This window comes from Pseudophaeobacter arcticus DSM 23566, from assembly GCF_000473205.1.
GTDB classification, from domain to species: domain Bacteria; phylum Pseudomonadota; class Alphaproteobacteria; order Rhodobacterales; family Rhodobacteraceae; genus Pseudophaeobacter; species Pseudophaeobacter arcticus.
The window spans coordinates 2,136,153-2,153,182 of the sequence record NZ_KI421507.1; the positions used below are offsets into that span (position 1 = coordinate 2,136,153).

General features: G+C 58.8%; 20 protein-coding genes and 1 tRNA gene. 11 read left to right on the forward strand and 10 right to left on the reverse strand.

Annotation, left to right across the window (positions count from 1 at the left end):
* Positions 1-174: 174 nt before the first annotated feature.
* The 4 genes from ARCT_RS0114340 to ARCT_RS0114355 are packed head-to-tail and all read right to left on the reverse strand — an operon-like array spanning position 175 to position 1,611.
* Positions 175-825, reverse strand: coding sequence for a hypothetical protein (locus ARCT_RS0114340; protein ID WP_154665361.1), 651 nt, complete (start codon positions 823-825; stop codon positions 175-177).
* On the reverse strand, positions 822-1,067 hold the full coding sequence (locus ARCT_RS26155; RefSeq protein WP_036784924.1) for a hypothetical protein: 246 nt from the start codon (positions 1,065-1,067) through the stop codon (positions 822-824). The genes ARCT_RS0114340 and ARCT_RS26155 overlap by 4 nt, the downstream gene beginning before the upstream one ends.
* Positions 1,064-1,387: a hypothetical protein gene (locus ARCT_RS0114350; protein WP_027240695.1), complete on the reverse strand. Its 324-nt coding sequence runs from the start codon at positions 1,385-1,387 to the stop codon at positions 1,064-1,066. Before ARCT_RS0114350 ends, ARCT_RS26155 begins: the two co-directional genes overlap by 4 nt.
* Positions 1,384-1,611 (reverse strand): hypothetical protein, encoded by a 228-nt coding sequence (locus tag ARCT_RS0114355; RefSeq protein WP_027240696.1) that lies wholly within the window; start codon positions 1,609-1,611, stop codon positions 1,384-1,386. Before ARCT_RS0114355 ends, ARCT_RS0114350 begins: the two co-directional genes overlap by 4 nt.
* A gap of 89 nt (positions 1,612-1,700) precedes the next feature.
* On the opposite strand from ARCT_RS0114355, the gene ARCT_RS26160 reads away from it, so the two are divergent.
* The 7 genes from ARCT_RS26160 (at position 1,701) to ARCT_RS26170 (ending at position 4,355) form a co-directional block, all read left to right on the forward strand.
* On the forward strand, positions 1,701-1,997 hold the full coding sequence (locus tag ARCT_RS26160; protein WP_154665362.1) for a helix-turn-helix domain-containing protein: 297 nt from the start codon (positions 1,701-1,703) through the stop codon (positions 1,995-1,997).
* Positions 1,998-2,234: 237 nt separating this feature from the next.
* Positions 2,235-2,516 carry a hypothetical protein gene (locus ARCT_RS27580; protein ID WP_084300872.1) on the forward strand — a complete coding sequence of 94 codons (282 nt, stop codon included), beginning with the start codon at positions 2,235-2,237 and terminating at the stop codon, positions 2,514-2,516.
* Positions 2,506-2,790, forward strand: a complete 285-nt coding sequence (locus ARCT_RS0114370) for a hypothetical protein (protein WP_027240698.1) — start codon at positions 2,506-2,508, stop codon at positions 2,788-2,790. The genes ARCT_RS27580 and ARCT_RS0114370 overlap by 11 nt, the downstream gene beginning before the upstream one ends.
* Positions 2,791-2,872: 82 nt before the next feature.
* Positions 2,873-3,142: a hypothetical protein gene (locus ARCT_RS0114375; protein WP_027240699.1), complete on the forward strand. Its 270-nt coding sequence runs from the start codon at positions 2,873-2,875 to the stop codon at positions 3,140-3,142.
* Complete coding sequence (locus tag ARCT_RS0114380) at positions 3,143-3,409, forward strand: hypothetical protein (RefSeq protein WP_027240700.1); 267 nt, start codon at positions 3,143-3,145, stop codon at positions 3,407-3,409. It begins immediately after the preceding gene.
* A 7-nt stretch (positions 3,410-3,416) separates the two neighbouring features.
* A complete protein-coding gene (locus ARCT_RS26165) occupies positions 3,417-4,076 on the forward strand; it encodes a hypothetical protein (RefSeq protein ID WP_036784932.1) in 660 nt (219 codons plus the stop codon).
* 48 nt (positions 4,077-4,124) lie between these two features.
* Positions 4,125-4,355: a hypothetical protein gene (locus tag ARCT_RS26170; RefSeq protein ID WP_036784935.1), complete on the forward strand. Its 231-nt coding sequence runs from the start codon at positions 4,125-4,127 to the stop codon at positions 4,353-4,355.
* 404 nt (positions 4,356-4,759) lie between these two features.
* On the opposite strand, the gene ARCT_RS0114395 is transcribed toward ARCT_RS26170, so the two are convergent.
* The 5 genes from ARCT_RS0114395 to ARCT_RS0114415 all read right to left on the reverse strand — a co-directional run bounded on the left by ARCT_RS0114395 (position 4,760) and on the right by ARCT_RS0114415 (position 10,039).
* Positions 4,760-6,976: a UvrD-helicase domain-containing protein gene (locus ARCT_RS0114395; RefSeq protein WP_027240701.1), complete on the reverse strand. Its 2,217-nt coding sequence runs from the start codon at positions 6,974-6,976 to the stop codon at positions 4,760-4,762.
* 2 nt (positions 6,977-6,978) lie between these two features.
* On the reverse strand, positions 6,979-7,809 hold the full coding sequence (locus ARCT_RS0114400) for a hypothetical protein (protein ID WP_154665363.1): 831 nt from the start codon (positions 7,807-7,809) through the stop codon (positions 6,979-6,981).
* 418 nt (positions 7,810-8,227) lie between these two features.
* Positions 8,228-9,190 carry a tyrosine-type recombinase/integrase gene (locus tag ARCT_RS0114405; protein WP_027240703.1) on the reverse strand — a complete coding sequence of 321 codons (963 nt, stop codon included), beginning with the start codon at positions 9,188-9,190 and terminating at the stop codon, positions 8,228-8,230.
* Positions 9,191-9,331: 141 nt separating this feature from the next.
* Positions 9,332-9,418, reverse strand: a tRNA-Leu gene (locus ARCT_RS0114410).
* Between the two features lie 150 nt (positions 9,419-9,568).
* Positions 9,569-10,039: an Lrp/AsnC family transcriptional regulator gene (locus ARCT_RS0114415; RefSeq protein ID WP_027240704.1), complete on the reverse strand. Its 471-nt coding sequence runs from the start codon at positions 10,037-10,039 to the stop codon at positions 9,569-9,571.
* 125 nt (positions 10,040-10,164) lie between these two features.
* Between ARCT_RS0114415 and putA the strand changes: the two genes are divergently transcribed.
* Genes putA through ARCT_RS0114430 form a run of 3 tightly spaced genes read left to right on the forward strand, consistent with a single transcriptional unit; the run spans position 10,165 to position 14,805 of the window.
* Complete coding sequence (putA, locus tag ARCT_RS0114420; RefSeq protein WP_027240705.1) at positions 10,165-13,572, forward strand: bifunctional proline dehydrogenase/L-glutamate gamma-semialdehyde dehydrogenase PutA; 3,408 nt, start codon at positions 10,165-10,167, stop codon at positions 13,570-13,572.
* Positions 13,573-13,630: 58 nt separating this feature from the next.
* Positions 13,631-14,416 carry a rhomboid family intramembrane serine protease gene (locus tag ARCT_RS0114425; RefSeq protein ID WP_027240706.1) on the forward strand — a complete coding sequence of 262 codons (786 nt, stop codon included), beginning with the start codon at positions 13,631-13,633 and terminating at the stop codon, positions 14,414-14,416.
* 11 nt (positions 14,417-14,427) lie between these two features.
* Positions 14,428-14,805 (forward strand): GFA family protein, encoded by a 378-nt coding sequence (locus ARCT_RS0114430; protein WP_027240707.1) that lies wholly within the window; start codon positions 14,428-14,430, stop codon positions 14,803-14,805.
* Positions 14,806-14,952: 147 nt separating this feature from the next.
* On the opposite strand, the gene ARCT_RS0114435 is transcribed toward ARCT_RS0114430, so the two are convergent.
* Positions 14,953-15,738: an inositol monophosphatase family protein gene (locus tag ARCT_RS0114435; RefSeq protein WP_027240708.1), complete on the reverse strand. Its 786-nt coding sequence runs from the start codon at positions 15,736-15,738 to the stop codon at positions 14,953-14,955.
* Positions 15,739-15,987: 249 nt separating this feature from the next.
* On the opposite strand from ARCT_RS0114435, the gene ARCT_RS0114440 reads away from it, so the two are divergent.
* Positions 15,988-17,028, forward strand: a complete 1,041-nt coding sequence (locus tag ARCT_RS0114440) for an NADP-dependent oxidoreductase (protein WP_027240709.1) — start codon at positions 15,988-15,990, stop codon at positions 17,026-17,028.
* Positions 17,029-17,030 lie beyond the last annotated feature (2 nt).

The following is a 17,030-nucleotide window of genomic DNA, read 5'->3' on the forward strand; positions in this document are numbered from 1 at the left end:
TCCTCTTTCTCAGCATTTCCGACTTATCCACAGGCGCGGCGCTGCATCTGGGGCGCAACCGTCCTGCTGTCATGTTTTGTCTTTGTCTATGTCTATGTCGTGCAGGACAGTCTGAGACTGTCCGAGACTGTCTTGAACTGTCCGCCGGACAGTCTTGGACACTGTCGGACAGTGTCAGGATCCTCTGTTTTGAAACGCGCCCCCGGAGCGCCCGAGGTCAAAGATGTGGTTCGACCAGGCCTGCATCGAGCGCTCGATCCAGGCGGCGCTGCGGTATTCGCAGCCCTCTTTCACCAGCCATTCATCCATCCAGCGCACCGCCGCATCATTCTTGGCCAGATCCGCGTGATAGCCGGAGACCGTGATGCGCAGCCGCTGCAGCCGCTTGGCCGAGTTGGCCGCGTCATTGCGCGCCCGGTGGTCCTGGCGCCGGGCCATGGCCTCGGTCAGGCTGCGCAGCACCATCGGGTGCATCAGCCGGATATCGCCATTGTCGCAGCGGCAGGCCTCCCACTTGTACAGGGGGCCATAGTCCAGCTTGCACAGCGAGCCAAAATGCACCGGATCAATCATCAGCAGTTTGGCCAGAATATTCTGATCCACCGGCAGAGTGCCGACGGGGCTGTTGTCATAGGCGATATTGATCAGATCAAAGAACAGCGCCCGGCATTCCGGCGTTGCATTCAGCCGCATGTCCGAGGCCAGCCAGCGCCGCCGCTCCCAGGCCATGAAGAAATGGCTGTCCAGCCGGTCATCGCAGGACAGCGGGTACTCCGGCAGATCGCCCGTATCGACGGGCCGCAGAAAGTTGGGAGATGGGCTCATGCAAAAATCTCCGTCAGATCCCGCGCCCTGTCACTGGGGTATGGCCGAACACCCGCCCGTTGCCGCCGATCCGTGACCCGGCGGCGGTAGCGGTTGCCCCAGCCCCGGTGCATGCAGATGTTGCGGCAGGTATTCGCAGAGGCGCCGGTAAAGCGCGCCAGATCCGTCAGGGTGCAATCGCCCGCGGTCGCGCGGGTCATCCACCAGATCTGGTAGGCAATGCGTTGCGTCTGGATGCTCATGCCGCCTGCCCCATCTGTGTCTGGAAGAACTCCGGCGCCTGCGGATCGGTCAGGATCATCAGCAGCGCGATGTGGCTGGCCGGAGAGGTCACCGCCCCCCACCAGTTCAGCGCGGTCTGGAAACTGACATCACAAAACAGCGCCACCTCGCGCGGGCTATTGAACCGGGCGCGGAAGTAGCTGGACCACAGGTCCGGCGCCTCGACCTTCAGCCGGTACGGGTCCAACTGTTTTGACCAAGAGCTTTGCAGCTGGGGCGTGCCAGCCTCGGCACATGACAGATCATTGCTTACAATCAGGGTTAGACGCGGGCGGCTCATGCGGCGTCCTCCCTCTGGGTCGGCGTCACCTTCAGAAAGGAGAAAAGAGCCCGCGATGGTTCATCCACCTGCTGCTCTCGCGCCATTTTGCACAACGCATCATACCAGGCAGCAGGCATCACGCCCTCTTGCATATGGGTATGCACGGTTGTTGGTTTTTTGTTCAGGCGCATCGCGACGGCGCGATATCCACCCAAAGCTTGGATCAGGGTACGAGTGGTCATGCCTACGCCAATAATACGATATTTTCGCATTATCAAGCATACAACACTTCATTGGTGCGAATTTATCGTATTTCCGCGAAAACTATCCCATGAACTATCTTGAAACAGAACGCGCCTGCCGACGCGGTGACACCTCCGCAGAAGCCATCCACCAACGCCTGGTGGCAACACGCTTAATGACCGGCCTGTCGCAGAAAGAACTCGCAGCAAACGCGGGTATAAAATACACGACCTTTCGTTCGCAGGAACAAAGCGGCGCGCCTTCTGTCCAGCTTATGAGCTATTTCCTGTCCGCCTTTTCGGTGGACTTTAACTTCATTCTAGGGGGCGACCCCGCGCGGCTGCCCGCCGACGTTCTTCAAGAGATACTGAAGCACCTCGGCTAATGCGCAGCCATAGGATTGGCGCAAACACCCAGTTCAGATTGATTCCCAACGGAACAAGGATGATGGCAATTGCCCTTGGCAGCATACGATTCCTCCACAATGTTCACGTTTTAGTCCAATACAAAACCCCAAGGCAACCCAAGAGAATATTTCTAAAATACCATTTTTTCGTATTTTTGAATTGACGTATGCGAAATTTTCGTACTATCTGAACTCCATCAACCGAAGGAGAATTAGATGCAAGACCTTCCAAAAGAAGTCATTCAGACCGCCCGCGGGATCGCCTCTCATCCAGAGGATTTCCTCAGCGACACAACCGTATTCACCACGGCCTGGGCCGCACTCAAGGCTGAGCGCGGGCAAAGCTTTGATCCCAGCAGACTGCGGCCGCAGCATATCGTGGATTGCCCGCCCCCAACGCCAGAGCCGATCGATCAAACTCTTGATCGTGTCGCTGAGAGGGTCCGCGACCTGATCGCAACAAAGGGCTATTGTGGCCAGCCGCCCCATGCCGCTTGATTTTCCTGCGATCCGCGCGGCTGCGCTGGATTTGAAGCAATACCACGGCCTGGACCGGCTTTTGCGGTTCCTTGACCTCGGCGGCACCATCACCCCGCCAAGCGATGATCCGCAGGACTGGTGGGAACCAGAAAACCTGACCCACCGCGCAGACCTCTTGGGGATCTGTGAAACTGGCAGCGACAACTATGCCGCGCTATCAGCCTGGCTCGCCGCCGCTGCCAAAACCCCGGTCGCTCAGCACTCTTCCCCATGCCCGACACCGGCAGCGTAAGCGCTGCCCAATAGGGCGCGGCACGAAAAAGCCCATCACTCACCGACACCCGCCGCGCCCCATCCAGACAACAGGAGGCACCATGCAACAAATAGTACAGGACAAGACCCCCATGCGCGCCGCCATGCTGGCCCATGACGTGGCCTTTCAGCGCTACGCCGCCACCCGCAATGGCTTTCCCGGCGGCCAGTTCAGCCCGACAGCGGCCACGGAACATCTGCGCACGGTCTGCCAGGTCACTGGCCGCCGCCAGCTTGCAACCGACACCGCTGCGCGCCTGCGGTTTGAGAACATGCACACCGATTTCCTGATCTGGTCTGGCCGCATCCAAGCCCCCAGAAAGCATGGGTAAATGCCGACAAAACACGCCCCGACTGATTTCATCCGTGCACTTGCCGCTGCTGTACAGGCAGAGATGCCAGCCCCTCGACAAGAAAAGCCGTTCGGCCTTGGCGCGCCCTGGATGCATCACGCCACCCCGGAAGAATTTGAACGCCTTGCGCGCCTTCACAGCCGGATCTTGCGTAAAGAACTGGCGCTCGCAGCCCTGCGGCAGGAACGCGCCGGCATCATGCGCCGCAGTATCCGCCGCATGCGACGTGCCGCAGGAAAAGACTAGGACCACCATGAAACAGCTAAAAGTTCTGATCGGCTGCGAAACCAGCGGTGCGGTGCGCCGGGCGTTTCTTGAGCGCGGCCATGACGCCTGGTCCTGTGATCTGTTGCCCGCGCAGGACCGCAGCAACCGCCACATGCAATGCGATGTGCGCGAGGTGCTGGAAATGGGCTGGGATCTGCTGGCCGTCATGCACCCGCCCTGCACCCGGCTGTGCAACAGCGGCGTGCGCTGGCTGCACCAGCCCCCAAAGGGGCGCAGCCTGTCGGAAATGTGGGCGGATCTCGATGCGGGTGCCGCGCTGTTTTCAGCCTGCTGGAATGCGCCGATCGCGCGCGTCGCGGTAGAGAACCCAGTAATGCACAAACATGCAAAACAGCGGATCGAGAACTTTCAGCCCGCCGCCCAGCATGTGCAGCCCTGGTGGTTTGGGGAGCCCGCCTTTAAATCCACAGGGTTATATCTGCGCGGGCTGCCCAAGCTCACCCCCACCAACAAGCTGACACCGCCTGAGAAAGGCACAGAGACCCACAAACGCTGGTCTGCCATCCACCGCGCTCCGCCGGGCGAACTGCGCTGGCAGATCCGCAGCAAGACCTTCCCCGGCATTGCCAATGCCATGGCAGATCAGTGGGGCGACTATGCCAGCGATCACAAATTTACCGCCTGACACGACAACCACCCCAGCTGTTACTGCAGCGCGAACCAGGAACCAAAAATGACACAGCAACTTATTGCAGTAGATGCTGACGCCCTCGCACGTCTTCAGGACGAACTGACCGAGATCAAGAAGCTACTCCTGTCTTCCAAAATCAGCCCGCCGGCCAAGTGGATCACAGTCGCGGAATACGCCCAAAAGGCGGGGAAATCAGAAGCGACAGTCCGCCGCTGGGTCAGAGATGGAAAGCTGGAACGCAACAAAGGGTTGGTCAAAAACCTCGATATCTAAGTGCTGGCCCCATCCTTCACAATTCTATGCCCGCCAAAGGTTAATGGCCACTGCCAGCCCAAAGCAGTTATCGGTTCGAGGCGCAGCGATGGGCCCACCGTCGACGCAGCGGGCGGACAGCGGCCGTTCGCCGCAAACGCGAACACGCCATAGATTCATCGCGGATCCGGACATTCCGCCAAGCCTGTCTCCCCAAGATCAAGGAGTTCCGCACTGAGAGCGGACAGCGGACTGATGGCAGTGCAGCACCGAACGCGCAGAAACCGGTTTAGCTGTCGTTCATCGTCCTACCGGAACAACGGAACGAAGCGCGGGATCTAAAAGGCTGCAAGTTAAGACAACCTTTCAATACCATGGATATGGCCTCGCCGTTGCAAGGGTAGTGCCGACCGGGTCTATTCAGCTCAATTCTCCCGGTCCGGCGAGTTCGCCTGATACAGGCCGGAGAGGATCGGACTGGCGCCGCCCCGTTCGTGAGAGGAGACTAGGATCAACCGGTTGGCCGCCCGGCTAGCGCCAAGGTAGAGCCGCGACAGGTAGCGTCGCTTGGCGCCCACGCTCAGGTCATGCGTCGCCCAGTCGGCGGCATCGACGTGTATGAGATAGACCGTCTCGAATTGCAGGCCAGCGACATATTCCGGCATGGACAGCACGCATTTGCGCTTGGCGTAACGCAGCTGATCAAGGTCTTCGCGCGATTCCACCCGCACTACATTTTCTTTGATGCGTCCGGCCTCCCGATAAATCCGGAACATGTCCATGGACATGCAGAGCACCGCCACCTGTCGACCACGACCTTGCAAACGAACCGTTTCGGCCTTGGCATCTGCCACGACTTTATCAATTAGCTCGATGTTCTTATCGAACTCCCAGATCTCCGGCACGGCCCCCAGCTCCCTTTCGGATTTCCCCGAATATTGTTCGAGTTCGGAGGCGAGCTCCCCTTCAAGGTTCAAAGCGGGGAATGCGCCGTCGATTTGTCTAAGGAAACTCACTATCTCCCCCGTCGAGCGGTAGACCTGTTGAAGCTCCACCTGTTTAGACTCGCCCACCTTTGGATTGCGGAAGCGAGCAGCCCCAGCGTTGAGCGCTCCATCAGATATGCTTTGCTTCAGGTCATAGGCCATAAAGAGCGGCAGACTGCCATTCACCGCGGCCCGGGGGGCAAAGAGATTATGGAAGATCATAGTCTCGATGCGATTGAAGTAGTGGTACTCGTCGACGAAGATCACGTCGAAGCCCTGCGTCTCTCGAAGGTGGTCCCATTCGTGCGACACGAGGTAACGCTCGAAGTCGGAAATCATCTGGTCCATGCCAAAGAGCTTGTGGCTTTGCAGCTCTGCCCGATAGGCATCGTAAATCTCAAGCATCAGCTCGCGGTCGGCACGGGTTTCCAGCGGCATCTGCCAGGACTCGCGTCGGGCGGTCAGGTAGTTTTTGCCGGAATCATGCCCCTTGCGGACGCGATCGGCATCAAGGACGCAAGCGATTTCATTTGCGATGTCTTGAAGCAGGCTTGGGCCTGGGCCTTCGGGTGTGAAGACTGCAGACAGGTTCTTGACCTTGGCGCGTAAGGGCAGTGCATGGCGGGGGTTCTTGCCGATCTTGGAAATGGCGTCCTGGATGAAGTCCATCTGGAACTCGCGCCCCTCGAGCCCGTCGGTGGAAAGGGGTGTCAGGCCTTTCCGCTCATAGCTCATCCTTTCCTGTGCCAGATCGTAAAGCGTGCCGATCCATAGTTTCGGTCGCCCTTCGCTTGTCGTCAGTTTCTCCCAGCGTTGCGTGGGATCAAGGACGAGGAAGAGCCGCCGGACGACGTCGTGGGCTAGGGCCGAGCTGTGGGTGATAAAGGCGAATGTCTTCTGATTATCGCCGTCTGCGTCTGTGTAGAGGTCCCAAAGACACTTCACCGCCATGGCCTGAGTCTTGCCAGTGCCCGCCGCCCCTCTGAGGCGCACCGGGCCCGAATGATCGCGAGTGACGAAGTCGCGTTGGGCTGTATTGAGCTTGGAATTGTACCATTCGTTCAGCAGCCCGTCGAAGCCTAAGCCTAGGCCGTCATGTTCCGACAAGAGGATGCCGAATTCGCCGAAGGTCTCCGCGGGCGCGACGACTTCTGCAACAAGGGCATCGAGGATGCCGGAAACCGCGCGGTCAAAGACGCCGTAGTTGGGCGAGATGCCCCGGAAGGGGACAGCATCTGGCGTGACAAGGAAAACGAACAGATGCTCAGTGTCCTTGGCTCTTTGATAGAAGTGCAGCCTTTGCCTGGACGTTCTAGAATTCGATACGTAAATCGAAAAGATCGGGCCCTCGTGAAAAGGCTGCCAGTTGGTGGGCAGGGCGCTCGTCCGGTCGAACTTGCAGATCCCTGCCCGGAAGATGCGGCTAAGGGTATCCGCCGGAAATTCGACTTTCGCCAAGATGTCGACGTCGACGATGACGAACCTGCTGTCTTCTTTGCTGGCCTCGGCGAGGATATAGATACAGTCGTCAAATTCAACGCGACGCAGGCCGACGGTATTGGCAGGGATCTCGAAGTTTTCTGTCCAGGTTTCATCGATCAGGGACACATTGAGACTCACGAGCGCCTCTTCGGCGATTACAAGTGCCTTCGGCATCTTTAGGCTTCCTTTTCGATAAAGACTTTGCCGGCCATTTGGCCGCAATGGTTGTCATAGGCTTCTGGCGCGCCGATACGCAGGAACAGAAAGGCCATTTTTTGAACGATCTGGTAGCGCATCTGGTCTGAGAACCTGCCCGTTCGAAAGAAGCCCTCTCGTTCGTCGCGAACCTTCCAGTCCGGGTAGGACTGGAATACATGACGTTGCTCGATCGAGAAGATGTCCCGAAGACGTAGGACGAAGCCTTGCTCCATGAAGCCTGGCAGGCCTGGGACGAAAATTATGTCCGGAAAGCCGTCCGAAGTCGTGAGGCTCTTGCGCGCCGCCTCGAGGACCTTAACCCTCTGACTCCCGAATGCCTCGCGCAGTTGCACGAGCTCTTCGAGGTAAGATCCCGTCGCCCGCACTGCCAGTGCAAGGGCCTCGAGTCGCCGGATCGTTTCTTCTTTATTGATGCCGACGAGATCGGCCACCTCGCGACCTGATTGCTCTTGCAGCCAGGAAATCAAGTCTGTCTTGTCAAGCTTCTCGAGGCCTAGATCTTGACGCTTAATGCAGGCATTGAGCTCGTCGCTTAGGGCTGGGGCGCGCTTATCAACTTCGTCCTTCAGCTGTCTTTGCGCCCAACGGGTGGCAATATGCTCCTCCGCTGGGATAATCTCGATCCAAGAAATGCGGTCGGAATTCTTGCGCTGCTCGATGTCGCAGTCTGCGTTAAGCACAAAACCCCATTGGTAATTGGTCACGTCGTTCTCCAGAATATCCCGCTGGATGATGTCTCCCTGCTGGAAATTCTGTACGTAGTCGATGTCCTGCAAGTGATAATCCAATGAAACCTCCGGCTTATGCGAAATTGCGAATGAGAGCAGGATCAAAACTTTGGCCCCATAAACGATTTACAACAGGGGCAGTGATAACTGAACACACAATCAAGAAAAGCAAAATCCCCCCTAACTAACGTCACCCACCCAGCCATCGCAATACACGGGGACCTTTTCTTTTGGCTCGCAGCCAACCGCTTGATCCAGGCCTCGTGTGATCTGCTGAGATGGTTTCGGTGTGGGTGTCTCGAACCATACTGCATAACATTATGGGTGGCCGGTTCGGGGAAGCTGCCTCGCAGCAAGAGGCGACTTGGTGAATGTCCGGAGAGGGCCGACCTTGGCGGCGATCCGAGCCAAATCCATCGACTTTGCAAATGTCGCAATCTGCGCTTAGCAGACTCTCTGTCAGCCAAATTTCAAACGCCTAATCAAGGCGCTTGGCCAGCTCTTCGGCACTTTCATTATAGTACACCCGCAATTGCCGCAAATCTGTGTGTCCCACCATCCGAGCAAGCGCCAGCACATCTAGCTTGGTTGAGAGGGCGGTAATGGCCGCATGGCGGGAATCATGAAAAGTCAGCCCCTTCACACCTGCCCGGTCCCGCAGCTTTCGGAACAACACATCCAACTGACGAGACGACAGGCCAAACACGGGATCCAATTCCGGCAACGCTCTTATGAGCTCAACAGCCTTGCTCGACAAAGGCACCTCGCGCGGCCTGCCGTTCTTTGTGTGGGTCAGCAGAGCCACCCGGCGATCCAGGTCGACGCGATCCCACTCCAACCCTGCGATTTCTCCCGCGCGCATGGCGCATTCCATCGCAAATTTGAACGCATGGAACGCGCGCGCAGTGGCCTTGCTCAGATCCTCACCAGCGCTGAACTGCATCGCCTCGATCTCGGCAGAGGTTGGTAGTCGATCACGCGGCTGAGGCTTTGTGGGCTTTCGCACATCGCTCAGCGGGTTTATTGAGACCAGCTCCCAATCGCGCCGCGCGACAGTCAGAACCGAAGACATGAGCTGCATTTCTCGAATGACGCTTGCCGGGGCGACCTCCTGCAACCGCTTGTCCCGCCACTTGGCAAAGTCTTTGGCAGACAAGTCCTCCAGGCGAATTTGAGCAATAGGATCTCGCCCAAACTTCTCCAGCCTGATGACTTCCCATCGGTGACCACGTTTCGCTGGCGACACCTCACGGGCGTAGCGGTGAAACAGCTCACCCAATGTCAGCTTGGCAGCGATCTTATCGCCGTGCAGTATCTCATATTCCGCCCGCGCAGCCCAATCCTTGGCCTCTTGCTTTGTCGGGAATACCTTTGACTTTCGGATACCCCTGCGGGCAATCTCTGCCCGGTATCCTGATTTGAGCTTACGAATAGACGCCATGAATTACGCACCGTGCGGAAAATATGCGTAAACGAATACACATTCCTGCACACCATGGGTAGTCACCCAATTCAGAAAAACCCGTAACACTCTTATTTTATAAGGATAAATGTTCAAAACCGTTCACGCCGGTTTAGATGCTGGTGCGGGCGGTGGGACTCGAACCCACACGGGCACAAGGCCCAACAGATTTTAAGTCTGGTATGTCTACCATTCCATCACGCCCGCAACCAAGGCACAGCCCTGGGCTCTGCCTTGGTCCCAAGGTCTAGCCGCCCAAACCTTGAGGCACAATCTGTTTTATCGGCGAAAGGGGCATTTTTGCCTCTCCCCCCCTGCCCCCTCCAGCTGCTGCCAGACGCCCTCAATTAGGGGCACTCAAACCGGGGTCATTACCGCATCTTCCTTGACCGCCTGCATCGCCACATAGGTCGAGGTGGAAGCCACATGCGGCAGGGAGGAGATCTTTTCCCCCAGAACCTGCCGGTAAGCCGACATCGACCGCGTGCGCACCTTGAGCAGATAGTCAAAATGCGACGCCATCATATGGGCCTGCTCAATCTCAGGAAGTTTCACTACTGCAGCGTTGAACTTGGACAGGGCGGATTCACGGGTGTCATCCAGTTTGACCTCAACAAAGGCTACGTGATCCAAACCCAGACGGATTGGATCAATCAAGGCGCGATACCCGGTGATGACCCCGGCGCTCTCCAATCGGCGCAGCCGTGTCTGCGTCGGGGATTTCGACAACCCGATGCGACGGGCAAGGTCGGCAATGGAAATCCGCCCATCCTCCGCCAATACGTTGAGAATCTTTCGATCAAAGAGATCAAGATCTGAAAAATCCATTTGAACTGCTCCACTAACAAAATTCCAGTCAATCACCTCATGTATATACAATCTTAAGTCTGTTGTCCTGCATGAATGGCTGTATTCTGTTCTAAACGCCCTCCTTATAGCATTGGAGCCTCAGAATGACCAAGCACAGCAAACTGCGTGACCGGATTGATGCCGGAACCTATGTCGACCAACAAAAGATGTTCGCCCAGCTGTGCAATACCGCAGCGCTGGATGCAGCGGACCGCGCGGCGATCTGCACCAAGGCCGCCGCATTGGTGCGCGACATCCGGGGCCATTCCAATCCGGGCCTGATGGAGGTTTTCCTGGCGGAATATGGCCTCTCCACCGACGAAGGCGTCGCCCTGATGTGTCTTGCTGAGGCCCTGCTGCGGGTGCCGGATGCCGATACCATTGATGCGCTGATCGAAGACAAGATCGCACCTTCCGACTGGGGCAAGCACCTGGGCCGCTCGTCCTCCTCGCTGGTCAACGCCTCAACCTGGGCTTTGATGCTCACCGGTCGGGTGCTAGATGAAGACCGAAGCCCCGTGGGCGCGCTGCGCGGAGCGATCAAACGGCTGGGCGAGCCGGTGATCCGCACCGCCGTTGGTCGCGCGATGAAGGAAATGGGCCGCCAGTTTGTGCTCGGGGAAAACATCGAAGCCGCCATGAAGCGCGCCGCCGGGATGGAAGCCAAGGGCTATACCTACTCCTATGACATGCTGGGCGAAGCCGCCCGCACCGAAGCCGATGCCGCGCGCTATCACCTGGCCTATTCCAAGGCGATCTCAGCGATTGCGGCTGGCTGCACCGAGGATGACATCCGGAAGAACCCTGGCATTTCAATCAAGCTATCGGCCCTGCACCCACGCTATGAACTGGCCCAGGAAGCCCGCGTCATGGAAGAGCTGGTACCGCGCATCAAGGCGCTGGCGCTCTTGGCCAAATCCGCAAAGATGGGCCTGAACATCGACGCCGAAGAGGCCGATCGCCTGTCGCTGTCGCTGGAAGTGATTGACGCGGTGGTCTCGGATCCGTCGCTGGCCGGCTGGGAGGGCTTTGGCGTTGTAGTCCAGGCCTATGGGCCACGCACCGGTCTGGCGATTGACGCGCTGTATGAGATGGCCGAAAAATACAACCGCCGCTTTATGGTGCGCCTGGTCAAGGGTGCCTATTGGGACACCGAGATCAAGCTGGCGCAGGTCGAAGGCGTCGATGGTTTTCCGGTCTACACCAACAAGGCGCTCACCGATGTCTCTTATATCGCCAATGCCCGCAAACTGTTGCAGATGACCGACCGGATCTATCCGCAGTTTGCCACCCACAACGCCCATACCGTCAGCGCAATCCTGCATATGGCCAAGGATGCCGAGGCCTATGAATTCCAGCGCCTGCATGGCATGGGCGAAACCCTGCACAATATGGTGCTGGAGCAAAACAAGACCCGCTGCCGCATCTATGCGCCCGTTGGCGCCCATAGTGACCTGTTGGCCTATCTGGTGCGTCGCCTGCTGGAAAACGGCGCCAACAGCTCCTTTGTCAATCAGATCGTCGACGAAGAGGTGGCCCCCGAAGTGGTCGCCGCCGATCCCTTTGTCGAGGCCGCGGACTGTGCCAATAAAATCCCAACCGGCCCTGAACTTTTTGCACCGGAACGGCCAAATTCCAAAGGCTTTGATCTGGGCCATGCGCCCACCCTTGCCCGGATTGAGCAGGCCCGCGCGCCCTGGCACAAACACAGCTGGCAAGCAGCGCCGCTGATTGCCGGTGATGCAGCGCCGGAAGCGGCTGAGGATGTCATCAACCCCTCTGATCTGACCACCGTCGGGCAGGTTACCCCCTCCAGTGCGGCAGATGTGGAACAGGCGCTCACCGCCGCCCGACCCTGGGATGCCCCCGCGGCCGAACGGGCTGCCGTGCTGAACAGGGCGGCAGATCTCTATGAGGAAAACTTTGGCGAGCTCTTTGCCATTCTGGCGCGAGAAGCGGGCAAGAGCATTCCAGATGCGGTGGCCGAGCTGCGCGAAGCGGTGGATTTCATGCGCTACTACGCGGCAAATATCCCCAATGCGGCCCCTGCCGGGGTGTTCACCTGCATCTCGCCCTGGAACTTCCCGCTGGCGATCTTCTCGGGGCAGATTTCTGCCGGGCTGGCCTGTGGCAATGCGGTGCTGGCCAAACCAGCGGAACAAACGCCGCTGATTGCCCATCGGGCCATATCGCTGATGCATGAGGCCGGTGTGCCCCGCAGCGCCCTGCAACTGCTGCCGGGACGGGGCTCAAAAATTGGCGCCGCCCTGACCGGGGATGCCCGTGTTGATGGCGTTGCCTTCACCGGCTCCACGGCCACTGCCATGCGGATCCGCAGCACCATGGCCGACAGCCTGCGCCCCGGCGCGCCGCTGATTGCTGAAACCGGTGGGCTAAACGCGATGATCGTCGACAGTACCGCCCTGCCCGAGCAAGCGGTGCAGTCGATTATTGAGAGCGCCTTTCAGTCCGCAGGTCAACGCTGTTCGGCACTGCGCTGTCTCTATCTGCAGGACGATATTGCCGAAAGCGTGCTGACCATGCTCAAAGGCGCGATGGATGTGCTCAATCTTGGCGATCCTTGGCATCTGAATGTCGACAGCGGCCCGGTGATTGATGCGGGCGCCCGTGCCGGTATCCTGGTCCATATCGACCAGGCCCGCGCAGAAGGTCGGGTGTTGAAAGAGATGAGCACGCCGCAAGGTGGCACCTTTGTCGGGCCAACCCTGATTTCGGTCAAGGGGATCGGCGATCTTGAGCAAGAGATCTTTGGGCCGGTTCTGCATGTGGCCCGCTTCAAATCCCAGGATCTGGACAAGGTCATCGACCAGATCAATGCCACCGGATACGGGCTGACCTTTGGGTTGCACACCCGCATTGATGACCGGGTGCAGCACGTCTGTGACCGCATTCACGCGGGCAATATCTATGTGAACCGCAACCAGATTGGCGCGATTGTCGGCAGCCAACCCTTTGGCGGCGAAGGCCTGTCCGGCACCGGCCCCAAGGCAGGTGGCCCCAACTACCTCGCCCGGTTCTGCGCGCCAGACCGTCAGACCAGCACCGAAACCTGGGGGACAACCACGGCTGAGCTGCCGGGAGAGACCGGCGTTCCCGGTCGTCCCATCACCACCTCCCTGCCCGGCCCGACCGGTGAATCCAACCGGCTGACCACCTCGGCCCGCCCGCCGCTGCTGTGCATGGGGCCCGGTGCCACCGCCGCAGCGGCCCAGGCCAAAGAGGTCATCGGCATCGGCGGCACCGCAATCGAGGCCCACGGGCTGTTCGATCTGCATCGTTTGGAATTCATCCAAGGGATTGCAGGCGTCTTGTGGTGGGGCGATGAGGACACCGGCCGCGAAATCGAGCGCACCCTGGCCAAACGACAGGGGCCAATCCTGCCGCTGATCCCTGGCCACCCTGATCGCGCCCGGGTTCTGGCAGAGCGCCATGTCTGTGTCGACACCACCGCAGCGGGCGGCAATGCGGCCCTGCTTGGCGGCGAAAGCTAAGGCGAGAAACACCGCAGAAGCTCTTGACGTTGGGCCAAAATCGGCCCAGCGTCACCCCATGTTTCCACTGCGTGACCACAACCCGTCAAACTGCACACCCTATGTGGTTTATGTCCTGATAGCCGCCAATGTTCTGGCTTATCTGCTCTACTCGGGCCTCAGCACCAATCCACAGGCCCTGATGCAATTCTATCAGGCCTATGCCATCATCCCCGCACAAATTGTTGGGGGTGAGAACTCTTCCACCCTGCTCACATCGGTGTTCATCCATGGCGGCCTGATGCATCTGGGCGGCAATATGCTGTTTCTCTGGATCTTTGGCGACAATCTGGAAGATGAGATGGGGCATTTGCCCTTTCTCGCCTTTTATCTTGCCTGTGGCGTGGGCGCAGGGCTGATCCATGTGCTGGCGGCCCCAACCTCGCAGGTGCCCACCATCGGTGCCTCGGGCGCCATTGCAGGGGTCATGGGCGGCTATTTGCTGCTGTTTCCCAAGGCGCGCGTCGACATATTGCTGATCCTGATCATATTTTTCCGCGTTATCACCGTGCCCGCCGCGCTGATGCTGGGGCTTTGGCTGGCCTTGCAGATCTTTGGTGGCTTTGGCTCTGACCCGAATGAGGGCGGTGTCGCCTATTGGGCCCATGCTGGTGGTTTTGCGGTTGGGCTGGTGCTCGCGCTGCCGCTTTGGCTGCGCCGGGGCGGACCAAGGTTTTGGCAGCAGACCGCCGGCACGCCACCAAACCCCAAAACCGAATATACCTATAGCGTCACCCGTGTCCCCCGCCTGCCACGCAAGAAAAAGAATCCAGGTCGCACAAAACCCGGCCCCTGGGGCAAGTGAAGGAGAGCCAAATGGTCACTCTCACCGCAAGCTGCCATTGTGGCGCAGTCGCGTTGACCGCAGATTTTCCGCAGGGGCTGGCCTCGGCGGCCCGCTGTGACTGTTCCTTTTGTCGCCGCCGAGGCGCTGCGGCGGTAACGGCGCTCAGCAGTTCCCTAAAGATACAAAAGGGCGCCGAGAACCTGAGTCTCTACACCTGGGGCACCGGCACGGCCAAGCACTACTTTTGCAAGACCTGCGGCATCTATACCCATCATCAGCGCCGCTCTGACCCGAATGAATGCGGGGTAAACCTGGGTTGCATCGACGGGGGCAATCCCAGAATCCATGCGCAAATCTATGGTGAAATTCCCTGGCATGACGGGGTAAACCACCCTTCGGATCAGTAGGCCTGGGCACCAAAGGCCGTAGCTGTGCCAGGGAGTGGGTATGGCGCGGGTATGGGGCGATGAATAGGCTGCCCCAACAGCCAAACCCAACAAAAAACGCGACCAAAGGGCCGCGTTCTCATTGTTCTCGCTTGATCTAGAGCTGCTTCAGTTCCGGATCACCTTGGCAAAGCTTTCAAAGATCGGCTCGTTGGCGCAGATCACTTCGCCGCTTTCGACGATGCTATTTTCCGGATCCAACGCCTCTGCCAGACCGCCGGCCTCTTTTACGATAATGATGCCCGCTGCCAGATCCCAAGAATGCAGCCGGCGCTCCCAAAAGCCCTCGTAGCGGCCAGCGGCCACATAGGCCATGTCCAGCGCAGCCGAACCAAAGCGGCGCACACCAGCGGTCGCAGGCAAGAGGCGCGCCAGATCCTTCAGGGTTTCTGGCAGATCGGCGCGGCCCGCAAAAGGCAGGCCTGTGGCAAAAATGGATTCAATCATACGGTGACGGGCAGAAACCCGAATGCGGGTCTCGTTCATCCAGGCGCCAGTGCCTTTTTCGGCAAAGAACATCTCATCCTTGGCGGGGTCATAGATCACCCCGGAAACGATGTTGCCCTTGTGCTCCAGCGCGATGGAGATCGCCCAGTGCGGCAGACCATGCAGAAAGTTGGTGGTGCCATCCAGCGGGTCGACAATCCAGCGGCGGGTTGGATCCTCGCCGGGGGTTTCGCCACCTTCTTCGGCCAGCCAGCCATAGGTTGGCCGTGCGCCCATCAGCTCATCCTTCAGGATCTTCTCGGCGGCAATATCGGCCTTGGAGACAAAGTCGCCAGCGCCCTTGCGCGAGACCTGCAGGTTTTCCACTTCCTGGAAATCCTTCACCAGGGAACGGCCAGCCTTGCGGGCGGCTTTGATCATCACATTAAGGTTTGCGCTGCCAATCATGTTTGCTGGATCCTGTTGAATGCGGGGAGATGTCGGTCAATGGGTGCCTATACGCCGCAGTGTCGCATTTGCCAAGGGTGAATGCAGCACCATGTGAGTGCACATGGTCACTGCGGGCCGCTGCGGGTCGTTGGGTTTTCCGCAGGGTCATATCTGTGCGATGGTTGTCAAAGGTCGAACTGAACGACAGAGTTCAGTAAAACCCACCGCAAACCACGATGAGCGATGGGCCACAACAGGGAGAGAGACATGAGCACAGAAATGCAAGAAATCGTTTTGGCAAGCCGCCCAGAAGCGGAACCCAAGCCTGAAAATTTTCGATTGGAAACCCATCCGCTGCCCAATCCGGGTGAAGGGGAAGTTCTTGTAAAAGTTCACTATATGTCGCTGGACCCCTATATGCGTGGCCGTATGGACGACGCCAAATCCTACGCCGCTCCGGTGCCGATCGGAGGTCGCATGGAAGCCGGCGGCGTTGGTGAGGTCATCGCGTCAAACAGCCCCCATTTTGAGGTCGGCGATTTTGCCTTTGGCATGTTTGGCTGGGCCAGCCATGGTTGCCTGCCCGCGCGTGAGCTGCGCAAGCTGGACCCAAAACAGGGGCCAATCACTGCAGCGCTTGGCGTGTTGGGCATGCCCGGGTTTACCGGATGGCATGGCTTATCCGCTTACGGCCGCCCCCAGGCGGGGGAAACTCTTGTTGTGGCGGCGGCGACCGGCCCGGTTGGATCCATGGTTGGTCAACTGGCCAAAAAGGCAGGGCTGCGGGTTGTTGGCATCGCCGGTGGCGCGGAAAAGTGCAAAATGGCGGTCGAGACCTTTGGCTTTGACGCCTGCCTGGATCACCGCGCCTACGCGGATGCCCGTGCCCTGCGCCAGGATCTGAAAGAGGCCTGCCCCAAAGGTATCGACATCTATTTTGAAAACGTCGGCGGCAAGGTGCTGGAGGCGGTGCTGCCGATGATGAACCCCAATGGGCGCATCCCGATCTGCGGCATGATCGCCTGGTATAACGCCGGTGGCCTGGGCGAAGGTGCCAGCGACGCAGCCCTCACCGGCCCCAATATCTGGCGCAATGTGCTGGTGAAGTTCCTCTCGGTAAACGGCTTTATCATCTCCAACCATTTTGACCGCTATCCTGAGTTCCTGAAGGAAGTTGGCCCAATGGTGGCCAAAGGCGAGCTCCGTTTTGTCGAAGACATCGCCGAAGGTCTGGAAAACGCCCCAACCGCCTTTATGGCAATGCTGAACGGCGGCAATACCGGCAAGCAGATCGTCAAACTGGTTTAAGG

Excerpts from the sequence above, each read along its gene's own strand:
- ARCT_RS0114405 (WP_027240703.1), bottom strand. The coding sequence starts at position 9,190 with ATGGCGTCTATTCGTAAGCTCAAATCAGGATACCGGGCAGAGATTGCC.
- ARCT_RS0114380 (WP_027240700.1), top strand. The coding sequence starts at position 3,143 with ATGCCGACAAAACACGCCCCGACTGATTTCATCCGTGCACTTGCCGCT.
- ARCT_RS0114370 (WP_027240698.1), top strand. The coding sequence starts at position 2,506 with ATGCCGCTTGATTTTCCTGCGATCCGCGCGGCTGCGCTGGATTTGAAG.
- ARCT_RS0114415 (WP_027240704.1), bottom strand. The coding sequence starts at position 10,039 with ATGGATTTTTCAGATCTTGATCTCTTTGATCGAAAGATTCTCAACGTA.
- ARCT_RS0114425 (WP_027240706.1), top strand. The coding sequence starts at position 13,631 with ATGTTTCCACTGCGTGACCACAACCCGTCAAACTGCACACCCTATGTG.
- ARCT_RS27580 (WP_084300872.1), top strand. The coding sequence starts at position 2,235 with ATGCAAGACCTTCCAAAAGAAGTCATTCAGACCGCCCGCGGGATCGCC.
- ARCT_RS0114395 (WP_027240701.1), bottom strand. The coding sequence starts at position 6,976 with ATGCCGAAGGCACTTGTAATCGCCGAAGAGGCGCTCGTGAGTCTCAAT.
- ARCT_RS0114435 (WP_027240708.1), bottom strand. The coding sequence starts at position 15,738 with ATGATTGGCAGCGCAAACCTTAATGTGATGATCAAAGCCGCCCGCAAG.
- ARCT_RS26160 (WP_154665362.1), top strand. The coding sequence starts at position 1,701 with ATGAACTATCTTGAAACAGAACGCGCCTGCCGACGCGGTGACACCTCC.
- ARCT_RS26170 (WP_036784935.1), top strand. The coding sequence starts at position 4,125 with ATGACACAGCAACTTATTGCAGTAGATGCTGACGCCCTCGCACGTCTT.
- ARCT_RS0114350 (WP_027240695.1), bottom strand. The coding sequence starts at position 1,387 with ATGAGCCGCCCGCGTCTAACCCTGATTGTAAGCAATGATCTGTCATGT.
- ARCT_RS0114440 (WP_027240709.1), top strand. The coding sequence starts at position 15,988 with ATGAGCACAGAAATGCAAGAAATCGTTTTGGCAAGCCGCCCAGAAGCG.
- ARCT_RS26165 (WP_036784932.1), top strand. The coding sequence starts at position 3,417 with ATGAAACAGCTAAAAGTTCTGATCGGCTGCGAAACCAGCGGTGCGGTG.
- ARCT_RS0114375 (WP_027240699.1), top strand. The coding sequence starts at position 2,873 with ATGCAACAAATAGTACAGGACAAGACCCCCATGCGCGCCGCCATGCTG.
- ARCT_RS26155 (WP_036784924.1), bottom strand. The coding sequence starts at position 1,067 with ATGAGCATCCAGACGCAACGCATTGCCTACCAGATCTGGTGGATGACC.
- putA (WP_027240705.1), top strand. The coding sequence starts at position 10,165 with ATGACCAAGCACAGCAAACTGCGTGACCGGATTGATGCCGGAACCTAT.
- ARCT_RS0114430 (WP_027240707.1), top strand. The coding sequence starts at position 14,428 with ATGGTCACTCTCACCGCAAGCTGCCATTGTGGCGCAGTCGCGTTGACC.
- ARCT_RS0114355 (WP_027240696.1), bottom strand. The coding sequence starts at position 1,611 with ATGACCACTCGTACCCTGATCCAAGCTTTGGGTGGATATCGCGCCGTC.
- ARCT_RS0114340 (WP_154665361.1), bottom strand. The coding sequence starts at position 825 with ATGAGCCCATCTCCCAACTTTCTGCGGCCCGTCGATACGGGCGATCTG.